The sequence below is a fragment of the Amycolatopsis sp. WAC 04182 genome, assembly GCF_003947465.1.
Lineage (GTDB): Bacteria > Actinomycetota > Actinomycetes > Mycobacteriales > Pseudonocardiaceae > Amycolatopsis.
In genome coordinates this window covers 242,858-262,768 of sequence record NZ_QHJJ01000009.1, presented here as the reverse complement: position 1 = coordinate 262,768, position 19,911 = coordinate 242,858, and the positions used below count along the sequence as shown (strand labels likewise).

The 19,911-nt window shown below is 69.3% G+C and carries 20 protein-coding genes and 2 riboswitches; of the genes, 11 read left to right on the top strand and 9 right to left on the bottom strand.

Annotated elements, in window-relative coordinates:
- The first annotated feature begins 22 nt into the window (after window positions 1-22).
- The 3 genes from DMH01_RS38650 to pssA all read left to right on the top strand — a co-directional run bounded on the left by DMH01_RS38650 (window position 23) and on the right by pssA (window position 2,485).
- Complete coding sequence (locus tag DMH01_RS38650) at window positions 23-304, top strand: GlsB/YeaQ/YmgE family stress response membrane protein (RefSeq protein WP_038507811.1); 282 nt, start codon at window positions 23-25, stop codon at window positions 302-304.
- A gap of 477 nt (window positions 305-781) precedes the next feature.
- Window positions 782-1,510 carry a phosphatidylserine decarboxylase gene (locus tag DMH01_RS38640; RefSeq protein WP_125683795.1) on the top strand — a complete coding sequence of 243 codons (729 nt, stop codon included), beginning with the start codon at window positions 782-784 and terminating at the stop codon, window positions 1,508-1,510.
- A gap of 3 nt (window positions 1,511-1,513) precedes the next feature.
- On the top strand, window positions 1,514-2,485 hold the full coding sequence (pssA, locus tag DMH01_RS38635; protein ID WP_125683793.1) for a CDP-diacylglycerol--serine O-phosphatidyltransferase: 972 nt from the start codon (window positions 1,514-1,516) through the stop codon (window positions 2,483-2,485).
- A 238-nt stretch (window positions 2,486-2,723) separates the two neighbouring features.
- On the opposite strand, the gene DMH01_RS38630 is transcribed toward pssA, so the two are convergent.
- Complete coding sequence (locus tag DMH01_RS38630; protein WP_125683791.1) at window positions 2,724-3,365, bottom strand: TetR/AcrR family transcriptional regulator; 642 nt, start codon at window positions 3,363-3,365, stop codon at window positions 2,724-2,726.
- Window positions 3,366-3,446: 81 nt separating this feature from the next.
- On the opposite strand from DMH01_RS38630, the gene DMH01_RS38625 reads away from it, so the two are divergent.
- Together DMH01_RS38625 and DMH01_RS38620 are read left to right on the top strand one after the other, a co-directional pair.
- Window positions 3,447-4,061: a nitroreductase family protein gene (locus DMH01_RS38625; RefSeq protein WP_125683789.1), complete on the top strand. Its 615-nt coding sequence runs from the start codon at window positions 3,447-3,449 to the stop codon at window positions 4,059-4,061.
- Window positions 4,062-4,074: 13 nt separating this feature from the next.
- A complete protein-coding gene (locus DMH01_RS38620) occupies window positions 4,075-6,354 on the top strand; it encodes an AAA family ATPase (RefSeq protein WP_125683787.1) in 2,280 nt (759 codons plus the stop codon).
- A 52-nt stretch (window positions 6,355-6,406) separates the two neighbouring features.
- Here the strand turns inward: DMH01_RS38620 and DMH01_RS38615 are convergent, their stop codons facing one another.
- Together DMH01_RS38615 and DMH01_RS38610 are read right to left on the bottom strand one after the other, a co-directional pair.
- Window positions 6,407-7,051: a LytR C-terminal domain-containing protein gene (locus tag DMH01_RS38615; RefSeq protein WP_125683785.1), complete on the bottom strand. Its 645-nt coding sequence runs from the start codon at window positions 7,049-7,051 to the stop codon at window positions 6,407-6,409.
- Window positions 7,048-7,359, bottom strand: a complete 312-nt coding sequence (locus DMH01_RS38610) for a DUF3263 domain-containing protein (RefSeq protein ID WP_005160574.1) — start codon at window positions 7,357-7,359, stop codon at window positions 7,048-7,050. The genes DMH01_RS38615 and DMH01_RS38610 overlap by 4 nt, the downstream gene beginning before the upstream one ends.
- 157 nt (window positions 7,360-7,516) lie before the next feature.
- On the opposite strand from DMH01_RS38610, the gene DMH01_RS38605 reads away from it, so the two are divergent.
- Entirely contained in the window at window positions 7,517-8,089 is a 573-nt protein-coding gene (locus DMH01_RS38605; RefSeq protein ID WP_125683783.1) for a peptide deformylase, read from the top strand.
- Between the two features lie 90 nt (window positions 8,090-8,179).
- Here DMH01_RS38605 and DMH01_RS38600 read toward each other — a convergent pair whose 3' ends face one another.
- Window positions 8,180-10,348, bottom strand: a complete 2,169-nt coding sequence (locus tag DMH01_RS38600) for a glycoside hydrolase family 15 protein (RefSeq protein ID WP_125684126.1) — start codon at window positions 10,346-10,348, stop codon at window positions 8,180-8,182.
- Between the two features lie 157 nt (window positions 10,349-10,505).
- Between DMH01_RS38600 and DMH01_RS38595 the strand changes: the two genes are divergently transcribed.
- The 3 genes from DMH01_RS38595 (at window position 10,506) to thiD (DMH01_RS38585) (ending at window position 13,715) form a co-directional block, all read left to right on the top strand.
- Window positions 10,506-11,036: a LysE family translocator gene (locus DMH01_RS38595; protein WP_125683781.1), complete on the top strand. Its 531-nt coding sequence runs from the start codon at window positions 10,506-10,508 to the stop codon at window positions 11,034-11,036.
- 99 nt (window positions 11,037-11,135) lie between these two features.
- Window positions 11,136-11,266, top strand: a riboswitch (TPP riboswitch).
- The gene (thiC, locus tag DMH01_RS38590) at window positions 11,260-12,903 is read left to right on the top strand and encodes a phosphomethylpyrimidine synthase ThiC (protein ID WP_167373530.1); all 1,644 of its coding nucleotides are present in this window, start codon (window positions 11,260-11,262) and stop codon (window positions 12,901-12,903) included. Its footprint overlaps the riboswitch before it by 7 nt.
- Window positions 12,900-13,715 carry a bifunctional hydroxymethylpyrimidine kinase/phosphomethylpyrimidine kinase gene (gene thiD / locus DMH01_RS38585; RefSeq protein WP_125683779.1) on the top strand — a complete coding sequence of 272 codons (816 nt, stop codon included), beginning with the start codon at window positions 12,900-12,902 and terminating at the stop codon, window positions 13,713-13,715. The genes thiC and thiD (DMH01_RS38585) overlap by 4 nt, the downstream gene beginning before the upstream one ends.
- 202 nt (window positions 13,716-13,917) lie before the next feature.
- On the opposite strand, the gene DMH01_RS38580 is transcribed toward thiD (DMH01_RS38585), so the two are convergent.
- On the bottom strand, window positions 13,918-15,435 hold the full coding sequence (locus tag DMH01_RS38580) for an alkaline phosphatase family protein (protein WP_125683777.1): 1,518 nt from the start codon (window positions 15,433-15,435) through the stop codon (window positions 13,918-13,920).
- 139 nt (window positions 15,436-15,574) lie between these two features.
- On the opposite strand from DMH01_RS38580, the gene thiD (DMH01_RS38575) reads away from it, so the two are divergent.
- Window positions 15,575-16,405 (top strand): bifunctional hydroxymethylpyrimidine kinase/phosphomethylpyrimidine kinase, encoded by an 831-nt coding sequence (gene thiD / locus DMH01_RS38575; protein WP_125683775.1) that lies wholly within the window; start codon window positions 15,575-15,577, stop codon window positions 16,403-16,405.
- Between the two features lie 26 nt (window positions 16,406-16,431).
- Complete coding sequence (locus tag DMH01_RS38570) at window positions 16,432-17,229, top strand: ion transporter (RefSeq protein WP_125683772.1); 798 nt, start codon at window positions 16,432-16,434, stop codon at window positions 17,227-17,229.
- Here DMH01_RS38570 and DMH01_RS38565 read toward each other — a convergent pair.
- The 4 genes from DMH01_RS38565 to thiO all read right to left on the bottom strand — a co-directional run bounded on the left by DMH01_RS38565 (window position 17,207) and on the right by thiO (window position 19,782).
- The gene (locus DMH01_RS38565) at window positions 17,207-17,641 is read right to left on the bottom strand and encodes a MarR family winged helix-turn-helix transcriptional regulator (protein ID WP_125683770.1); all 435 of its coding nucleotides are present in this window, start codon (window positions 17,639-17,641) and stop codon (window positions 17,207-17,209) included. The genes DMH01_RS38570 and DMH01_RS38565 overlap by 23 nt on opposite strands.
- Before the next feature lie 110 nt (window positions 17,642-17,751).
- Window positions 17,752-18,510: a thiazole synthase gene (locus DMH01_RS38560; RefSeq protein ID WP_125683768.1), complete on the bottom strand. Its 759-nt coding sequence runs from the start codon at window positions 18,508-18,510 to the stop codon at window positions 17,752-17,754.
- 1 nt (window position 18,511) lies between these two features.
- The gene (gene thiS, locus DMH01_RS38555; RefSeq protein ID WP_125683766.1) at window positions 18,512-18,712 is read right to left on the bottom strand and encodes a sulfur carrier protein ThiS; all 201 of its coding nucleotides are present in this window, start codon (window positions 18,710-18,712) and stop codon (window positions 18,512-18,514) included.
- The gene (gene thiO / locus DMH01_RS38550; RefSeq protein WP_125683764.1) at window positions 18,712-19,782 is read right to left on the bottom strand and encodes a glycine oxidase ThiO; all 1,071 of its coding nucleotides are present in this window, start codon (window positions 19,780-19,782) and stop codon (window positions 18,712-18,714) included. The genes thiS and thiO overlap by 1 nt, the downstream gene beginning before the upstream one ends.
- Window positions 19,776-19,883, bottom strand: a riboswitch (TPP riboswitch). (Overlaps the previous gene by 7 nt.)
- Between the last annotated feature and the right edge of the window lie 28 nt (window positions 19,884-19,911).

Below are 19,911 nucleotides of genomic sequence, written 5' to 3'. Positions count from 1 at the left end.
CCGGGTCGGTAACCTCGACGGCATGGGTTTCTTCTCGTGGATCGTGTTCGGCGCCATCGCCGGGTGGCTGGCCAATGTCGTGGTCGGCGGCCCGGACCGGCGGGGCGGCTGCCTGTTCAGCATCCTGGTCGGCGTGCTGGGCGCGGCGCTCGGCGGCTTCATCTACCGGCTCGCCACCGGCACCGAGCGGACCTTCGAGTTCGACTTCCCCAGCTTCGGCGTCGCCATTCTGGGTTCGATCGTGCTGCTCGCCCTGTTGCGGCTGGTGCGCGGCTCCGGGCGGAGCGACTCCTACCGCCGATGACCGATGGAGTAACCGTTGGTAACGGTTTTCTCGCGACCGGTGATCACGGGTGTCCGGCGAACTAGAGTGGGAGTTTCGCTCAGTTCCAGTGGCCGCGTCCGGTCGCATGTGCCGTCGGGGGGCATATGCGCCCGGACGCGCGTGCCTCGGCGATGACCGAGGCGGCACGGACCGGATCGACGAGCGGTGGCATCGGCGCCGCCGAAATGTCCCTCTTCCAGGCGCGGAACAGCTCGGCGAGTCGCTCGCCTGCGGGGTCCGGGCTGGCGGGCATTCGCGGGTCCTCAAGGTCGGCGATCGGCATCAACTACCTAGAGTTATCGCTTATTTCCACCTACCGTTACCGGGATGTGGCCCCTCCCACCCGGCCCGGGGAAACCCTTCCGGGGGAGGCCACGGCCTGTCTCCGGACAGGGCGGTAGCGTGGTGGCTCTTCCTGTCCCGACCCCCCGACACGAACTGCGGTGAACCCGACCAATGAGCGGCAACCGGCCGGAAGCCACTGGCAACCCCCTCGCGCACGCCGTGAAACTCGCCCGCGAGACCGTCCCGCCGATGCACCCGGCCGGCAGGCCGTTCGTGGCGGGCGGCCTCGCCGCGACGCTGGTGCTGCGGAGGTTCTCCAAGCCCCTCGGCGTCCTCGGCGCGCTCGCGACGGCCGCCACGGCCGCGTTCTTCCGTGAGCCGAAGCGTGTCCCGCCCGCCCGGTCCGGGCTCGCGGTCGCGTCGGCGGATGGTCTGGTCTCGTTGATCGAAGAGGCCGTGCCGCCGCCCGAGCTGGGGCTGCCCGCCGAACCGCGGATGCGGGTGAGCGTGTTCCTGTCGGTGTTCGACGTGCACGTCCAGCGGATCCCGGCGTCGGGTGTGATCGAGCGGGTCGCGTACCGGCCGGGGAAGTTCCTGTCCGCGGACCTGGACAAGGCGAGCGAGGACAACGAGCGCAACTCCGTGCTCATGCGCACCGAAGACGGCCACGAGCTCGTCGTGGTGCAGATCGCCGGGCTGGTGGCGCGGCGCATCCTCTGTGAGATCCGCGAGGGTGACAAGGTCGGCGTCGGCGCGACGTACGGCATCATCCGCTTCGGCTCGCGAGTCGACCTGTACCTGCCGCCGGGCAGCAAGGTCCTCGTCTCGAAGGGCCAGCGCACGATCGGCGGCGAGACGCCGATCGCCGAGCTGCCCACGGCGCCGCACCCGGAAGGCTGATCCATGGTCCGCGTGACCACTCCCGGCGTGCGGCTGCTGCCGAACGCCATCACGGTGCTCGCCCTGTGCGCCGGTCTGTCGTCGGTGCAGTTCGCGCTGATCGGCAACTACCCGATGGCGATCGCGTCGATCGGGATCGCCGCGGTGCTCGACAGTCTCGACGGCCGGATCGCGCGGCTGCTGGACGCGACGTCGAAGATGGGGCAGGAGCTCGACTCGCTGTCCGACGGGATCTCGTTCGGTGTCGCGCCCGCGCTGGTGCTGTACGTCTGGCACGCGGAGGGCGAGCGCATCGGCTGGGTCGCTTCGCTGATCTTCGCGGTCTGCATGATCCTGCGGCTGGCGCGGTTCAACACGTTGATCGAGGACACCGAGCAGCCGCCGTATGCGGGCGAGTTCTTCGTCGGTGTGCCCGCGCCCGCCGGTGGCCTGCTGGCGATGCTGCCGCTGATCCTGGAACTGCAGTTCGGGCAGGGCTGGTGGTCGCACCAGTACGTGGTGTGGGTGTGGACGATCGCCGTCGCCGCGTTGCTGATCAGCCGGATCCCGACGCTGTCGCTGAAGACGGTGAAGGCGCCGCCCAAGGCGATCGCGCCGCTGCTGGTCGGGGTGGGCCTGCTGGCCGCCGCGATCATCCAGTTCCCGCTGGTGGCGCTGGCGATCGCGCTGATCCTGTACCTGGCGCACATCCCGTACTCGGTGTACCGGCAACGGTGGCTGGCGAACCACCCGGAGGCGTGGATGGCGCCGCCGCGGGAACGGCGCGCGATCCGGCGTCGTTCGAGCCGCCGCCGCCTTGGCCTGCGCCCGCCGCTGCGGCGGGTGGTGGCCGGCGCCGCTCAGCGCGTCCGGCTCCAGCGGGGCGAACAGCACGTCGCGCGCACTCCGCGCACCATCAGCACCGACAAGGACCGCGACAACGGCCGAGGCCCGCGACGCCGCTCATGGCGCCGGATCGGCCTGCGAAAGCGCTGACCCGCGCCACCCCAGCCCCCCACCCGTCCCTGGGGGACGGCCCCGCGCCCAGCGTATCGGGGGTGTCCGACGGGACCTGGGTAAACGGGGGTCGGGGGCCGGAGTTGTCCACAAGTGGGTGACCCTGTGGACAACTTGGGGACAACAGGTAAGCCAGGGTGTCGCGAAAGCCACTTTCGGGACATCTGACGTCGCGAAAGTGGCTTTCGCGACACCTCCGCGAGGGGCGCTGGGCCGCTCAGCCCACCGAAGCCCGCAACCCGCCGATCACCAGGTCCAGCTGGAACTCGAAGTCCCGCAGGCAGTCGCCTTCCATCAGCGACGGCAGCGCACGGTGCAGCGAAGGCAGCCCGTCCGACGTCACCGACCGTTGGAACCACGAGACCACCGGCTCGGCCCGCTCCAGATCGGCCACGTCCGGAACACCGGACAGCCCCACCGTCTCGGTCAGCACGGCGCCGAACACCAGCCCGATGAGCGACCGGTAGCCCCGCGCCGCGCCACGTTCGTCGAGCCCGGCGTCCAGCAGCGCCGAGAACATCGCGTCGATGAACTTCAACGCGCCCGCCGAACGCGGGTTCGCCGCGTCGGTCGCCAGCGCCCGGACCACCACCGGATGCCGTGAAAAGGCCGTGTACAGACCATGGGTGAGCGCCCGCAGCCGCTCGTCCCAGGGCCCGGGCCCCGGCAGCGGCACACTTTCGAAGACGCGCGCGGTCAGCCCGTCGAGCAGATCACCCTTGTTGGCCACGTGGTTGTAGAGCGACATCGCTTCCACGCCGACGTCGGCGGCGAGTTTGCGCATCGACAATCCGGCCAGTCCGTGTTCGCCCGCCAGCCGCAACGCGGCGTCGAGCACCTTCTCCCTGCTCAGCGCCATGTGTTCCAGTTTACCGGCACCCCCTTACGCCGTAAGTACTTACATCGTATGCTTACGTCGTAAGTCACCTGGAGGGACGTCATGGACACCGAAACGCTGCTCACCACCACCCGCTCGGTCCGCCGCAAGCTCGACCTCGACCGGCCGGTAGAGGAAGGACTTCTCGAAGACTGCGTCCGCATCGCGCAGCAGGCACCCGCCGCGGGGATGCTGCTCGATTCCCAGCGGTGGGTGATCGTCCGCGACCCGGAACTGCGGGCGGAGGTCGCGAACATCGTCCGCGCCGAGGCGATCCCGACCATGGCGAAGTACGGCCACCTGGCGAGCGAGGCCGTCATGCGGTCGGCCCGGCACCTCGTCGACAATCTCGGGCGCGTCCCGGCGCTCGCCGTCCCCTGCATGATCGGCCGCCCGCCGTCGGATCCCGTCATCCAGAACGGTTACTACGGCTCCGTGTACCCGGCGATCTGGAGCTTCCAGCTCGCGCTGCGGTCGAAGGGGCTCGGCAGTTCGATGTGCGCGTACCACCTGCCCGCGCGCGAGGCCGAGGTCGCGGAACTGCTCGGGATTCCCGGCGACGTCACGCAGATCAGCCTGCTCGCCGTCGCCTACACCACCCAGCGCGACTTCTCCCCCGCCGCCCGGCGACCCGCCGGGGAGATCCTGTCCTTCGACCGCTGGGAGCACGCCGCGTAGATAGGGTGACGGGGTGAGCGCACCCCAGATCACGCTGACCGTCCGGCACACCCCGTCCGCCCTGGACTCCCGCCGCGGCGTCGTCCGGCTGCACCCCGAAGTCCTCGACGCGCTCGGCCTGATGGCCTGGGACGCCGTCCGCGTCACCGGCGCGCGCGTCAGCTCGGCGCTGGCCGCCCCCTCGGACGCGGAGGGGATCCCAGGGGTGATCCTCCTCGACGACGTCACGATGTCGAACCTCGGCGTGACCGAGGGAGCGGAGGTGGTCGTCGCGCCGGCCGAGGTGTCGGCCGCGAAGACGGTCACCGTGTCGGGTTCGAGGATGGCGAGCGTGTCGCTCTCCCCGCACACCCTGCGGCTCGCCCTGATCGGCAAGGTGCTGACCGTCGGCGACGCCGTTTCCCTGCTCCCCCAGGATCTCGCGCCCGCGCCGGGCTCCGACGTCTCCGCGGTCCGCGGCCAATTGTCCCGTGCCATCGGCATGACCTGGACGAACGAGCTGCTCACCGTCACGGCCACCGAGCCGTCGGGGCCGGTCGCCGTCGGACCGTCCACTGTGGTCAGCTGGCGTGACGGCGCCCGCACCGGCGAGGCCGCGCCCGCCGCCGCCCCGGCCCGCGCCGGGACGACGCTGGTGCGCAGCACGCCCTCCACGCCGCACGAGGATTTCATCGACGCCGAGATCGTCGAAGACGAGCGGGTCGACGAGGTGGCCGAGGAATCCGTGCCGCCGTTGTCGGACCTCGCCGGTTCCGAAGCGGCCGCGCGCAAGCTCGCCGAATGGTTCGACCTGGCGTTCCACCGTCCGGAGCTGCTGGCGAAACTCGGCACGTCCGCGCATCTCGGGGTCCTGCTGTCCGGGCCGGAAGGTGTTGGGAAGGCGACGCTGGTCCGCGCCGTGGCGCAGGCCGAGAAGGTGCGGGTGGTGTCGCTCGCCGCGCCGAACATCGCCGTCCTCGAACCGAACGTCGCCGCCGCGCGCCTGCGTGAGGCGATCGAGCAGGCCACCCGCGACGAAGACCCCGCTGTCCTGCTGATCACCGACATCGACGCGCTGCTGCCCGCGTCCCAGCCGCCGCCGCTCGCGACGGTCGTCCTCGACGACCTGCGCAAAGCCTTGCGCCACAAGGGTTTCGCCGTCGTCGCCACCACCGGGCGAGCCGAGTCCACCGATCCGCGGCTGCGTGCCGCCGACCTGCTCGACCGCGAACTCGGCCTGCCGCTCCCCGACGCGAAGACCCGCACGGAATTGCTGCGCGTGCTTCTGCGCGAAGCCCCGTTGGAGACCGGCGTCGACGTCGGCCCGATCGCCGAGCGCACTCCCGGCTTCGTGGCCGCGGACCTGATCGCGCTCCGTCGCGACGCCGCCCTCCGCGCCGCGCTGCGGCAACGCGAAGCCGACGAACCTCGGATTTCGCAGCAGGACTTGCTCGACGCGCTGACCACCGTCCGGCCCATTTCGATGTCCACTTCGGACAATCTGGCGACCGGCGGGCTGACGCTGGACGACGTCGGGAACATGACCGACGTCAAGCAGTCGCTCACCGAGGCGGTGCTGTGGCCGCTGCGCTATCCGGACTCGTTCGCCCGCCTCGGTGTCGACCCGCCGCGCGGCGTGCTCCTGTACGGGCCGCCCGGTGGCGGCAAGACGTTCCTGGTCCGCGCGCTCGCGGGCACCGGCGCGCTGAACGTCTTCGCGGTCAAGGGCGCCGAACTGATGGACAAATGGGTCGGCGAGTCCGAACGCGCGGTGCGGGAACTCTTCCGCCGTGCCGCCGAGGCCGCGCCGTCGCTGATCTTCCTCGACGAGATCGACGCGCTCGCCCCGCGCCGCGGCCAGTCCTCGGACTCCGGCGTGTCAGACCGGGTCGTCGCGGCCCTGCTGACCGAATTGGACGGTGTCGAGCCGATGCGCGAGGTCGTCGTCCTCGGTGCGACGAACCGCCCCGAGCTGGTCGACCCGGCCCTGCTGCGACCGGGACGGCTCGAGCGTCGTGTCTACGTCCCGCCGCCGGACGCGCACGCGCGCAAGGCGATCCTGGCCGCCAGCGCCAAGAACACGCCGCTCGCGTCCGATGTGGACCTCGCGGCGTATGCGGCCACTTTGGACGGTTATTCGGCGGCGGACTGCGCGGCGCTGATCCGGGAGGCCGCGCTGACCGCGATGCGCGAATCGCTGGAGGCCAAGGAGGTCACCGCCGAGCATCTGACGAAGGCGGCCAAGGCCGTGCGTCCGTCGCTCGACCCGGCCCAGCTCGCGGCGCTGGAGGCCTACGCGCAGACGCAGGTCTGAAGTACGTGAAAGGGCCCCTTCCTCGCGAGGAAGGGGCCCTTTCACGGATCGGCTAGGAGCCGTCCTTGTCGTTGGTCTTGTAGTCCTTGGTGAGGATGACGATCACGCCAGGGCCGATGTTCTCGATCTCCTTGAACCTCGGCTCGGCACGGAAACCGAACTCCAGCGCCAGCGCCTTCGCGGCCGCTTCCTCGTCGGTGCCCGGCCGGTAGTAGGCCACCGTCTCGGGGAGCCTGCCCGGGTAGCCCTTGACCTCGGAGACGTTCCAGCCGGAGGCGCGGAAATCCTTCGCGGCCTGATCGGCGAGCCCCTGGATCGTGCTGTTGTTGTAGACGCGCACCGTCACCCACTTGTGCGACGCCTGCTGATCACCGCCGGGCTGACCCGGACCCGGCTGACCGGGCTGACCCGTCTGCCCCGGCTGACTCGCCGGCGGCGCGGAACTCGCGGGCGCGCTCGACGGCGGTGCCGACGACGCAGGCGGCGTGCTGGCGGAAGATGAACCCGGCGCCGGCGATGAAGGCTGCGTCGCGCCGTCCGAGGAGGTGGGCGTGCTGCCGGGTGGCGTCGCGGTGTCCGAGTCACCGCCGCCGCTGGTCAGGGTGATGCCACCGATCACGGCGGCGATCACGGCGACACCGACCAAGGCCAGTCCGGCGGCCTTCATCGGCCGGGACAGACCCGAAAACAGACTCATGAGAGATCGATCCCCAGTCGCCGGGCCGCGCGATTGCGCTGCCGGGCCGCTCGCGTCTTTCGCAGGCGCTTCACCAGCATCGGATCGGCCTGCATGGCTTCGGTCTTCTCGAGCAGCCGGTTCAGCAACTGGTAGTAGCGCGTCGACGACATAGAGAAGCGTTCGCGGATGGCCTGTTCCTTCGCGCCGGCGTACTTCCACCACTGACGTTCGAACGCGAGCATGTCGAGCTCGCGCTCGCTGAGGCCGTTCACGGTCTCCGACGGGGACGGCTGGTCGGGCTCGGCCATCGACTCCGCGGCGTCCATCCGACTCCTCGCAATCAGGTCAGTGCTCGGCGGCGTGAAACCACAGGCTTGTCATTCCGCGGCGCCATTAGACCACGGATGCGGCGCCCGGCCTCGGTAACGACGTCGGCGCGTCATGGGTAAGGGTGTACCAGACGGGTCCGACTAAACTGCGCGCGTGACCGTCCATCCCATCGTGATCGCCGGCGAGCCCGTGCTGCACAACCCGACTCGGGAGATCACCGAGTTCGACGACAAGCTGCGCACGCTCATCGACGACATGTTCGAGACCATGTACGCCGCCGAAGGGGTGGGCCTCGCGGCCAACCAGATCGGCCTCGACCTGCGCGTGTTCGTCTACGACTGCCCCGACGACGAGGGCACGCGCCACAAGGGTGTCGTGGTGAACCCGAAGCTCGAGACGTCGGAGATCCCGGAGACGATGCCGGATCCGGACGACGACTGGGAAGGCTGCCTGTCGGCGCCCGGCGAGTCGTACCCGACCGGCCGCGCTTCATGGGCGAAGGTGACCGGCTTCGACGTCGACGGCAATCCGATCGAGGTCGAAGGGACCGGCTACCTCGCGCGCTGCCTGCAGCACGAGACCGATCACCTGGACGGCTTCATCTACCTCGACCGGCTGGTCGGGCGCCACGCCCGTGCGGCGAAGAAGATGCTCAAGGCGAACAAATGGGGCGTTCCGGGCAATTCGTGGCTGCCGGAGGCTCAGCCCGAGTCCGCCGACGACTGACCCTCTCGCACCCGCTCCGCGTGCAATGAAGGGGCCTTTCATAGCAAATTTTGCTATGAAAGGCCCCTTCATTGCACTAGCGAGCCGGGGTCAGCAGCCCAGGAAGTGGCACCGCACCACCCGCGGCTGCTCGATCACCTTCCCGGCCTGCACCGACCACGCGAGCCGCAAGTACTGCGCGTGCGTCCAAGCCAGCGGCGTCGCGGACGCGGTCGGAGTGCCCACCGGGAAGCCGGGCTGCCCCGAAGGCGCGTTCTCGTCCCAGACCTGCTCCGGCATCGTGTCGCCGGAGCTGCTGACGCGCCCGAGGTCACGAAGGCGCTTCGCGGCCGTACCCCGGTCACCGTTGGCGAGGTCGTACTCGCCGCGTTCACCCGCCAGCAGCGGCCACAGTCGCCCGAAAGTGGTCCGGCTTTCCGCCGGGAACGTGTAGTCCCACGGTGACCCGTCGGCCTTCTCGCCGTAGCCGTCCTTCGTGTACCGGTGCCAGAACTGACCCGTCGGGGTGGTGAAGGCGATGTCGGCGTCGGTGACCTTGATGCTGTTGCGGATCACCGGATCGTCGGCGCGGTAGATGCCCAGCCTCACCAGTTCGAGGAATCCCGCGTCGGTCACGGCACGCTGGTCCATGGTCACGCTGGAGTTGCCGAGGTTGTACTTCGTGCCGTTGTCTGCGTTGCCGTCCTTGGTCAGCCGGACGAAGTACGGGTCCTTCGACAGCGGGCCGTTCGTGGTCACCGTCCACTGGGCGAGCTTCGCCTTGAACGCGTCGGCGGTGCCGAGGTAGCGCTTCGCGTCGGCGGCGGCGCCGTTCGCCTTGGCGATGTCGGCCGCGCAGACCAGTCCGGCGATCACCGCGGCGATCGTCGAAGGCGAGTAGCCGTCCTGTTCCTCCCAGCGTTCCTGCTGGCTGTACGGCGACGCGTGCCCGTTGTCCGCCTTGTAGGACAACAGGAATTCCGCCGCCTTGCGCACACCCTGCCACGTCTTGGCGTCGGTGCGGCCGAGCTGCTGGGCGAGCACGATCGGCAGCGCGGTCTCGTCGAGCTGGATGGACGTCCAGTACGGCGTGCCGTCGACGTGGCTGTTCTGCGGCAGATGCCCGTCCGGCAGCTGCTGCGTCCCGAACATGTAGTCGATCGACCGGTTGGCGGCGTCGCGGTCGCCGGCGGCGAGCAGACCGGTCGCGATCTGGTAGAGGTCCCGCGGCCAGACCAGGTGATAGGTGCCCGACGGCGACCATTCCGGGTCGTTGTCGCCGAACCGCCACGGCATGCTCGGCGACGCGATGAGCGCTCCTTGGTGGATCTTGTCCTCGCTCGCCGCGAGCATGAGCACGGACGCCTGATAGAGGTCCCGTTCCTGCTTGGTCTTGAGTGACGACGGCGCGTCCTTCACCTGTCGGAGGTACTGCTTCCAGCCCCGGTCGTACGCGCGGGCCGCGTCGGAGAATCCGCGGCGTAGCGAGGCTTTCGCGTTGGCGAGCGCGTCGGAGTCTTTCGCGCCCATGCCGAGCGAAAGCGTGAAGTCCCGTGAGCGGACACCGTCGGCGGAGGTCTGCCCGGTGATCAGCACATTGCCCTTGGCCGCGGTCGCGTAATCCTTGAGGGTGAAGGATTTCGTCAGCTGCGTGATGCCGTCGGAGGAACCCGCGAAACCCACGGAACTACGCGAGAACGCCGGTTCCGCCGCCAGCGCGGCCGCGGTCTTCGCGTCGGACGCGACCGCGTTCACCCCCTCGGTGCGTGCGGAATCGTCGGAGCCCTCGTTGGTGAGATCGGGATCCGCGACCGCGTACACCTGGTACGGGCGGCCGGTCAGCGAAACGAAGTCGACGTCGATCAGCACACTCGTGCGCGCCGGGTCGGTGACGTAGGTCTTGCGGAGCTTCCAGCGGCGCTGGTCGTCGGTGATCGTCTGTTCGTAGGTGAGGCCACCGGTGCGGCGCACCTGCTGCGCCTTCGCCGAGGAATCGACGGTGGCGAAGCTCGTCCCGTCGGTGACGACGAGGTCGAGCGCGCGGACGCTCGGCGTCGACAGATCCGGGTAGTAGACCTCGGACATCCGGCCGCCCTGCAGGGTGAACCAGACGTTGCTCGCCCGTTCGCGGGCGGTGCCGAAGCCGGTCTTGTCCGCCGGAAGCCAGCTCGGATGGGCGCCGGGCGCTCCGGGCGCCTCACCGCCCTGTGCCGCGGCCACCGCCGGGACCAGCCCCGCGATCAGTACGCCTGCCAGTGCCGGGAGCACGAGTTTTCGCATATCCACCCCAGACTTCTGTAACGGTGCAGAACCTCCGGGATTCTGTCGTGAATCCCCGGCGCGCACATGCTCCAAACCGGTGAACCGCTAACGCTGTCGACATGTCGGCCCGGAAATCGCGTTGCTCGCGGCAGTCCCCGTCCCCGACGATCGGAAAATGCCGAACCTCCTGGCGTTCATCCCCGCCGCGTTCCTCATGGCGATGGTCCCCGGCCCGGCCACGGTGATGCTGATCAAGCAGTCGGCGAAGGGCTCACGCCGGAACGCGTTCGCCACCGTCGCGGGCATCGAGGCGGGCGTCGCGTTCTGGGGACTCGCCGCGGTGTTCGGTCTCACCGCGCTCCTCATCGCCTCGCAGGTCGCCTACGACGTCTTGCGCATCGCGGGCGCGGTCTTCCTGATCTACCTCGGCGTCAAGGCGCTCTTCTTCCGCAAAGGCGCCGACGACGCTGTCGAACCCGCCGGACGCGGCTTCCGTTCCGGCTTCCTGATCAACGTGAGTAACCCGAAGGCGGGCGTGTTCGCGATCTCGTTCCTCCCCCAGTTCGTCCCGTCCGACGCCGGGCCGTGGCCCTTGCTGCTGTGCGTCGCGGTGTGGATCGCCGTCGACATCGTCTGGTATTCGTCGCTCGCCTTGCTGGTCACACGCCTGGGTGAGTGGTTGCGCCGCGATCGCGTCAAGCTGTGACTGGAGCGCACGTCCGGCGGCGTCCTGGTCGGCTTCGGAGTGACCGTCGCCTTGGAGGGTTGATTGTCCGCGCCCCGGCGTGGCATGGTCGGGGCACAACCAAACAACCGCGGGAGCTCGCGCCATGGCGGGCTGAGAGGGCGGCTGGAGTCTTTCTAGGGGACCCGGCGCCGCCGACCGCATGAACCTGACCGGGTAATGCCGGCGTAGGGAGTGAACGTCGTTGACGACGCTTGAGAATGCCCAGGGCATCACGCCGACCGTGACCACCGGGCCGATCACCGGTTCCCGCAAGGTCTATCACCAGACGGAATCCGGTCTCCGGGTCCCCGCGCGGCGGATCGATCTTTCGAACGGCGAGCATTTCGACGTTTACGACACCTCCGGCCCGTACACCGACGACGACGCGCAGATCGATGTCCACAGTGGACTGCATCGGCTGCGCGCAGGCTGGGCCGACGGTCGTGAGCACAACACCCAGCTCGGCTGGGCGAAACAGGGCGTCATCACCCGCGAGATGGAGTACGTCGCGGCACGCGAGCGCTGCTCGCCGGAATTCGTGCGGGACGAGGTCGCGCGCGGCCGCGCGGTGATCCCCGCCAACCGCAAGCACCCGGAGACCGAGCCGATGATCATCGGCAAGAAGTTCCTGGTGAAGATCAACGCCAACATGGGCAACTCGGCCGTCTGGTCCTCCGTGGAGGAGGAGGTCGACAAGATGGTGTGGGCGACCCGCTGGGGCGCCGACACGATCATGGACCTCTCCACCGGCAAGCGGATCCACGAGACGCGCGAGTGGATCATCCGCAACTCGCCGGTGCCGGTCGGCACCGTGCCGATCTACCAGGCGCTGGAGAAGGTCAACGGGGAGCCAGAAAAGCTGTCGTGGGAGGTCTACCGCGACACCATCATCGAGCAGTGCGAGCAGGGCGTCGACTACGTCACCGTGCACGCCGGGGTGCTGCTGCGCTACATCCCGCTGACCGCGCGCCGGGTCACCGGCATCGTCTCGCGCGGCGGCTCGATCATGGCGGCCTGGTGCCTCGCGCACCACAAGGAATCGTTCCTGTACACCAATTTCGCCGAACTCTGCGAGATCCTGCGCGAGTACGACGTCACGTTCTCCCTCGGTGACGGCCTGCGGCCCGGCTCGATCGCCGACGCCAACGACCGCGCGCAGTTCGCCGAACTGGAGACCCTCGGCGAGCTCACGCACATCGCCCGTGAACACGACGTCCAGGTGATGATCGAGGGCCCCGGCCACGTGCCGATGCACAAGATCAAGGAGAACGTCGAACTCGAGGAGAAGCTGACCGGCGAGGCGCCGTTCTACACCCTCGGCCCGCTCGCGACCGACATCGCGCCGGCGTACGACCACATCACCTCGGCCATCGGCGCGGCGCAGATCGGCTGGTACGGCACGGCGATGCTCTGCTACGTCACGCCGAAGGAGCACCTCGGCCTGCCGAACCGCGACGACGTGAAGACCGGCGTCATCACCTACAAGATCGCCGCGCACGCCGCCGACCTCGCCAAGGGGCACCAGTACGCGCAGGAATGGGACGACGAGCTTTCCAAGGCCCGCTTCGAATTCCGCTGGAACGACCAGTTCAACCTGTCGCTGGACCCGGACACCGCCCGCGCGTACCACGACGAGACGCTGCCCGCGGAACCGGCGAAGACGGCGCACTTCTGCTCGATGTGCGGACCGAAGTTCTGCTCGATGCGCATCACCCAGGACGTCCGCAAGTACGCCGAGGAACACGGACTGTCCACTGTGGAGGCCATCGAAGCCGGCATGGAGGAGAAGTCGAACGAATTCGCCGAGCAGGGCAACAAGGTGTACCTGCCGGTGGTCAATCAGTGACAGCCACACCCAGGACCGCCCTCACCATCGCCGGATCGGATTCCGGCGGTGGTGCTGGCATCCAGGCGGACCTGCGCACCTTCTTCGCCAACGGAGTGCACGGGATGGTCGCGCTCACCGCGGTCACGGTGCAGAACTCCCTGGGCGTGCAGGGGTTCAGCGAGATCCCGGTCGACGTCGTCACCGGGCAGATCAAGGCCGTCGCCACGGACATGGGCGTCGACGCGGCGAAGACCGGCATGCTCGCGACGGCCGAGATCATCAACGCCGTCGCGAAGACCCTCGACGAAGTCCACATCGGACGCTCGTCGGACACGCCGTTCGTCGTCGACCCGGTCGCCGCTTCGATGACCGGGCACGCGTTGCTGCGCGAGGAGGCGCTGGAGGCGATCCGCACCGAGCTCTTCCCGCGCGCCACGCTGATCACGCCGAACCTCGACGAGGTGCGGCTGCTGACCGGCGTGGAGGTGACCGGGCCCGCGACCCAGCGCGAGGCGGCGGAGGCGTTGCTGGAGTTCGGGTCCGAGTGGGTGCTGGTGAAGGGCGGGCACCTCGACGCGGCTCAGGACTGCGTGGATCTCTTGTCCGACGGCGAATCGTGGGTGGAGCTGAGCGGGCCTCGCTTCGACACCCGGAACACGCACGGCGGCGGGGACACGATGGCTTCGGCGATCACGTCTTCGCTCGCGAAGGGTGCGGACGTGCCGACGGCGGTCGCCGAGGGGAAGCGGTTCATTGAGCGCTGTGTGGCGGAGTCGTATCCGCTGGGGGCGGGCGTGGGGCCTGTGTCGCCGTTCTGGCGGCTGCGGTAAGTGGCGGCAGTGGTCGCAGGTCCGTGAAGGCCTCCTTCCCTACCCTGAAGGTAGGCAAGGAGGCCTTCACGGACTACGCGATCGCCACCCGCAGCCCCAGCAACCTCAGCAGTCACAGCGGCGGCGCGTGAAGGCCTGAGGCCTGCAATGAAGGGGCCTTTCATAGCAAAATTTGCTATGAAAGGCCCCTTCATTGCACGCGTTACCGCACGGCGAGGCGAGGCGCGTCCACCGCCCAGTACCAGTTGTTCCCCGCCGCGTAGAGCCGCCAGGTCAGCTTCACCGACCGAGCCCCCGCGGGCACCTTGACCGAAGCCGACGTCGGCACCGAAAGCACGTCGCCGCCCTTGTTCGCCGTACCGGATTCCGGCCCGTAGGCCAGCACGTTCTGCTCAGGGCCACCGTCGAACGACGCCGTCAGCGCACCCCGCTGGGTCCCGTCCTGCCGGTAGTGCGACACGAACGAGACGTCCACCCCCGACTTCCCGGAAACGTCCAGCGAAGGCGAAACAAGAGAAGAGTCGAAGGTGCCCCGCGAAGAGGGCGAGCCCTTGTCGTCCCACTCGTCCGCGTCCGCCACCGCGAAGACGCCACGCGCCCGCGCGTTCGCCTCGCGCTGCTGGCCAGGGGCGGTGCGGGTCCAGAAGTCATCGGTGGTGAAGGACCAGCCCTGCCACTCCGTCACACCGGTCGGCATGCCGGACGCGTTGCGCACGCTCCAGCCGCCGGGCGCGTCGTGCGTCCAGCCGAGGACTCCCGCCGGGACACCGGTTTCGTCCTGCCTGGGCTTCAAAACTGCCGCGTCGAAGACGTCCGAAGGCGCGGCGCCGAGCGCGTAGCCGTCGTAGACCGCCGGAGCCGCGACGCCCAGGTGCCGCAGCACCGTCGGCGCGATGTCGACGATCTTCGGTGCCACGGCGGGGGTTCCGGCCGGGACCGCACCGCCGGCGGCGATCACGAACGTCATCCGCTCCTCAGGGGTGTCGCCGCCGTGGCCGCCCGAAGGCGTGTGGCCGTGGTCCGACGAGATCATGATCAGCCAGTCTTCGTTCGCGCGGTCCGCGCGGGCGTCTACGGCGGCGAGCAGGCGGCCGATCAGCGCGTCGTCGGTGCGCAGGCTGGCTTCGTACTCCGGGGAATCCGCGCCGTGGTCGTGGCCCGCGATGTCCGTCTGTCCGAAGTAGACGAACGAGGCGTCGGCCTTGTCCTGCTTGAGGTGTTTCTCCGCGTCGACGGCGACCTGCTCGTCGGTCTTTTCGTAGCCGTCGCTGTCGCCGTTCAGGACGAACTTGCGGTCTTGGCCGGTGCGCAGGATCCGGTCGCCGATCGGCGTCCAGTCGACGGCCGCGTACGTGTCGAGCACGGGGTTCGCGGTTTCGGCGCGGGCGAGCCAGCTCGGATGCGAGGCGAGGTCGTTGCCGGTGAAGGAGTTGTCCTTCACCTTGTGCTTGTCCGGCCAGACCCCGGTGAGGATCGTGGACCAGCCGGGACCGCTCACCGTCGGCGCCATCCCGCTGCCGTACAGCGAACTGCGCGAGGCGTAGCCGCGCTCCACCAGCCCGTGGACGTTCGGGGTGTCGGCGGCCATCAGCTTGTCGAACCGGGCGCCGTCCAGGCCGATGACCAGGACTTTCGGCGTCTTGGCCGCGGCGGTGGCCACACCGGAGGTCAATCCGGCGACGGCCACCAGCACCGACAGGAGGGAAAGCGTTCTGCGCACGTGAGCCTCCAGATAACTTGTTCGAACCAATTGTTCGTCAAGTTAGTGCGCCGAACTGTCTTCCCGATGAAGTCCGCGTGCCGCCGCGAAGGACTTCAGCCGACGGGCTCCCTTGAGATCGCGCGTGGAAAATGAACCCATGAGCGAGAACCCGAGCCCGCCGTCGGCGCTGACCATCGCGGGGTCCGACTCCGGCGGCGCCGCCGGACTTCAGGCGGACCTGCGCACGTTCCTCACCTGTGGCGTGCACGGGCTGGTCGCGGTCACCGCCGTGACCGTCCAGAACACCCTCGGCGTGCACGACCGCACCGACATCCCGGCGAGCATCGTCGCCGGGCAGATCGAGGCCGTCGCGGCCGACATGGGCGTCAACGCGGCGAAGACCGGCATGCTCGCCTCGGCCGAGATCATCCACGCCGTCGCCGCGGCGTGCGACAAGGCCGAGATCGGCCGCGACGCCAAGGTGCCGTTCGTGGTCGACCCGGTCGCGGCGTCGATGCACGGCCATCCGCTGTTCGACGAGGCCGGGCTGGTGGCCCTGCGCGACGAGCTCCTGCCCAGGGCGACCGTCCTCACGCCGAATCTCGACGAGGTCCGCCTGCTGACCGGGATGACCGTGACCACCCGCGAACAGATGCACCAGGCGGCCGTCGTCCTGCACCGGCTCGGGCCGAAGTACGTGCTCGTGAAGAGCGGTCACCTCGTGTCCGACCCGGAGTGCGTCGACGTGCTCTTCGACGGTTCCACGTTCGTCGAACTGCCGGGCGAGCGGTTCGCGACGCAGCACACGCATGGCGCCGGGGACACGATGGCGTCGGCCCTGACGGCCGGCCTCGCGAAGGGGATGTCCGTCGTGGAGGCCGCGCGCTACGGCAAGTGGTTCGTTTCACACGCGGTCGAAAACGCCTACCCGATGGGCGCGAAGGTCGGTCCGGTTTCGGCGTTTTGGCGGCTTGCGCCGGAGCACTGAGCACCCGTCCGGTTACGATCTGCGCCGTGACCGGACGCGAAACGGTGGCCAGGGTCGTCGAAGACCGCCGCTTCCAGAACTTCATCATCGCGGTGATCGTCTTCAACGCCGTCACGCTCGGCCTGGAGACCTCGACGAGAATGGTCGCGGAGCACGGGTCGCTGCTGCACACGGTCGACTACGTCGCGCTCGGGATCTTCGTCCTCGAACTGGGCGCGAAGCTCTACGCCTATCGCGGGAAGTTCTTCCGCGACCCGTGGAACATCTTCGACCTGGTCGTCGTCGGTATCGCGGTGATCCCCACGACCGGCCCGTTCGCGGTGCTGCGGGCGTTGCGGGTCCTGCGCGTACTGCGGCTGATCTCGGTCGTGCCGTCGATGCGGAAGGTCGTCACCGGCCTGCTCGCGGCGATCCCCGGCATGGCGTCGATCGCCGCGCTCCTCGCGCTCATCATCTTCGTCGCGGGCGTGATGGCGACGAAGCTGTTCGGCGCGATCTCGCCGGAGAACTTCGGCGACCTCGGCACTTCGCTGTTCACGCTGTTCCAGGTGATGACCGGCGAGGCCTGGCCGGACATCGCCAAGGAGGTCATGCGGGAAGCACCCATGGCCTGGGTGTTCTTCGTGGTCTACATCCTCGTGTCCAGCTTCGCGGTGCTGAACCTCTTCATCGCCGTCGTGGTGAGCGGGATGGAGGACGAGCTTCGCCAGGACATCCGAGAGGAAGAGGCGAAGCAGGCCGAAACCCAGGCTGTGGCGAACAAGGAGATCCTCGACGAGCTCCGCGCCCTTCGCGCCGAAGTCAGCGCTCTTCGTCGGCAATGAGCGCTTCGAGCGCGGGCAGAGCCGCCGCGAGGGCCGCCTGATGCTCCGGGGTCAGCCGTTCGAGGCGTTTGCCCAGTTCGTTCACCCGCGTCGACCGGACACCGGAAACCAGCCTCTCGCCTTCTTCGGTGGCCTCCGCGAGCCAGGCACGCCTGTCGATCGGGTCCGACTCACGGCTGACGTAGCCCGCTTCGACCAGCGAAGCGACGATCCTCGACATGGTGGCCGCGGCGACGCCTTCCTTCGCCGCGAGATCACCCAGGCGGAGCTGGCCGTAATGCACGAGCGTGGCGAGCGCCGAGATCGCGCCGTGGCCGGGCCCGGGTACACCTGCCTGGCGCAGTGACCGGGACAGCCTGCCCACCGCCAGGAACAACCTGCCTGAAACGTCCTGGACCGCTGACGTGGTCACCACTGGCTCCTCTGGGTACACGGCGGCGGGTGCGCCTCCGGAAAGGTGCCGTCAACCATACGGGCTTCCGGTGCGAACTCGCCGTGAAGGCCGTGAACCGTACAAAAGGGTTACCGGGGCGGGCTCGACGCGTGTGCCCAGAACCGCTGCGGGATCCGCCCCGCGCCGGCCGCCAGCCGTCCCGCGGTGACGGCGGCCCGCATCGCCGACGCCATCCGTTCGGGGTCCGCGGCCCTGGTCACGGCGGTGGAGAGCAGGACGGCGTCGCACCCGAGCTCCATCGCGAGCGTCGCGTCGGAAGCCGTGCCGATCCCGGCGTCGAGGATCACCGGAACCCCCGCGCGCGACACGATCAGCTCGATGTTGTGCGGGTTCCGGATGCCGAGACCGGTGCCGATGGGCGCGCCGAGCGGCATCACCGCGGCGCAGCCCGCCTCCTCCAGCCGCAACGCCAGCACCGGGTCGTCGTTGGTGTAGACGAGCACGGTGAAGCCGTCCGCGGCGAGCTGTTCGGCCGCTTCGAGGGTCTCGAACGGGTCCGGCAGCAGGGTGCGGTCGTCGGCGTGGACCTCCAGCTTGACGAGATCGGTCTCGAGCGCTTCGCGGGCGAGCTGCGCGGTGAGAACCGCTTCGGCGGCCGTCCGGCAGCCGGCGGTGTTGGGCAGCAGACGGATGCCGAGTCGGCGAAGCAGGTCGAGGACACCGGAGCCACCTTCGGCGTCGGCCTTGCGCATCGCGACGGTGGTCAGTTCCGTGCCGGACGCCACCAGCGCGCGTTCCAGCACGGCGAGGTTGCCCGCGCCGCCGGTGCCGATGATCAGCCGCGACGAAAGCTTGTGCTCGCCGATGACGAGGTGGTCGCCGTCCATTTCAGCCTCCTTGCACAGCGGTCAGGATGTCGACGCTGGCGCCCTTGCGCACCACCGCTTCCGGCCAGTCGCCGCGCCGGACGACCACGCCGTCCACCGCGACCGCGACACCTTTCGTCGCCGTGCCCAGTGCCTCCAGCACGCCCTCGACGGTGGTCCCGTCGGGGAATTCGCGCCACTGGCCGTTGACCTGGATCTCCATCACACCCGCTCCTCGCTTCGCCGCGACGGCGTTGCCGCCGCGACCTCGTCCGGCAACGGCACTCCGTCCAGCCAGGCGACCGCGGCGTCCGCGGTGACCGGGGCCATCAGGAGACCGTTGCGATGGTGGCCTGTCGCGGCGAAGACGCCTTCGCCCAGCTCACCGATGAAGGGCATCGTGTCGACACTCGCCGCGCGAAGCCCGGCGGCGGTCTCGACGAGTTCGTATTCGGTGAGGCCCGGGAAGACGCGCTCCGCGCCTTCGAGCAGCTCACGAACGCCTCGGACGGTGACGGTCTCGTCGAAACCGGCCTCGTACTGGGTCGCGCCGAGCACGAGCTGACCGTCGTCACGCGGGACGAGGTAGATCGGGCGGCCTTCGACCATCGCGCGGACCGTGCGTTTCGGAGGCGGCAGGCAACCCCGTCGCGGCCGGAGGCGGAGGATCTCGCCCTTGAGCGGGCGGACGGCGCCGTCGAGCGCGGGATGCAGCCGCCCGGTCCAGGCACCGGCGGCGAGGACGACGTCGCCGAGCCCTTCGAGGTCGGTGACCGTCTCGTGGCGGAACTCGACACCGTGCGTGCCGCAGGCGTGCCGGAGCGCGTGCAGCAGCCTTCTGTTGTCCACGGCCAGATCACCGGGCACGAGCAGTCCACTTCGGACGGATCCGGCGAGACCGGGCTCGGCGCGGCGGGCCTCGCGGCCGGTCAGCTGCTCGACCTCGCGGCCGAGTTCGGCGAGGTACGCGGCGAGCATTTCGAGGTTGCCCGCGTCGGCGCTGTCCAGCGCGACGACGAGCGTGCCGTGCGGCGAAAGACCCGGATCGATGCCCTCTTCGGCCAGGTCACGGGCGAAATCGGGCCAGCGCCGCAGCGACGCTTCACCGAGCGTGAGGACGTCCTCCTCGCCGGGCCAGGCCTCGGTGACCGGCGCGAGCATGCCGCCCGCGAGCCACGACGCGCCGCGCCCCGGCTCGGGGTCGTACACGGTGACGCGATGACCGCGCGCGGACGCGCGCCAAGCGACCGAGAGGCCGATGACCCCGCCGCCGACAACCGAAAGTTCTCTCATGAGATCACGCTCCCTGCGCCGGCATGACCCGGATCAGGTTCCACGGTCGGAGCGGTCTCGGCTCCCTCTCAGCCCGTCCTCGGGCTCCCGTGCGGACCACCCCACCGTAGCGCGCGAGTACCGTCGCCG

What these genes read in the sequence shown, in the direction of transcription:
- DMH01_RS38650 (WP_038507811.1), top strand. Translation starts at nt 23, where the DNA reads ATGGGTTTCTTCTCGTGGATCGTGTTCGGCGCCATCGCCGGGTGGCTG.
- DMH01_RS38640 (WP_125683795.1), top strand. Translation starts at nt 782, where the DNA reads ATGAGCGGCAACCGGCCGGAAGCCACTGGCAACCCCCTCGCGCACGCC.
- pssA (WP_125683793.1), top strand. Translation starts at nt 1,514, where the DNA reads ATGGTCCGCGTGACCACTCCCGGCGTGCGGCTGCTGCCGAACGCCATC.
- DMH01_RS38630 (WP_125683791.1), bottom strand. Translation starts at nt 3,365, where the DNA reads ATGGCGCTGAGCAGGGAGAAGGTGCTCGACGCCGCGTTGCGGCTGGCG.
- DMH01_RS38625 (WP_125683789.1), top strand. Translation starts at nt 3,447, where the DNA reads ATGGACACCGAAACGCTGCTCACCACCACCCGCTCGGTCCGCCGCAAG.
- DMH01_RS38615 (WP_125683785.1), bottom strand. Translation starts at nt 7,051, where the DNA reads ATGAGTCTGTTTTCGGGTCTGTCCCGGCCGATGAAGGCCGCCGGACTG.
- DMH01_RS38610 (WP_005160574.1), bottom strand. Translation starts at nt 7,359, where the DNA reads ATGGACGCCGCGGAGTCGATGGCCGAGCCCGACCAGCCGTCCCCGTCG.
- DMH01_RS38600 (WP_125684126.1), bottom strand. Translation starts at nt 10,348, where the DNA reads ATGCGAAAACTCGTGCTCCCGGCACTGGCAGGCGTACTGATCGCGGGG.
- DMH01_RS38595 (WP_125683781.1), top strand. Translation starts at nt 10,506, where the DNA reads ATGCCGAACCTCCTGGCGTTCATCCCCGCCGCGTTCCTCATGGCGATG.
- thiD (WP_125683775.1), top strand. Translation starts at nt 15,575, where the DNA reads ATGAGCGAGAACCCGAGCCCGCCGTCGGCGCTGACCATCGCGGGGTCC.
- DMH01_RS38560 (WP_125683768.1), bottom strand. Translation starts at nt 18,510, where the DNA reads ATGGACGGCGACCACCTCGTCATCGGCGAGCACAAGCTTTCGTCGCGG.
- thiS (WP_125683766.1), bottom strand. Translation starts at nt 18,712, where the DNA reads ATGGAGATCCAGGTCAACGGCCAGTGGCGCGAATTCCCCGACGGGACC.
- thiO (WP_125683764.1), bottom strand. Translation starts at nt 19,782, where the DNA reads ATGAGAGAACTTTCGGTTGTCGGCGGCGGGGTCATCGGCCTCTCGGTC.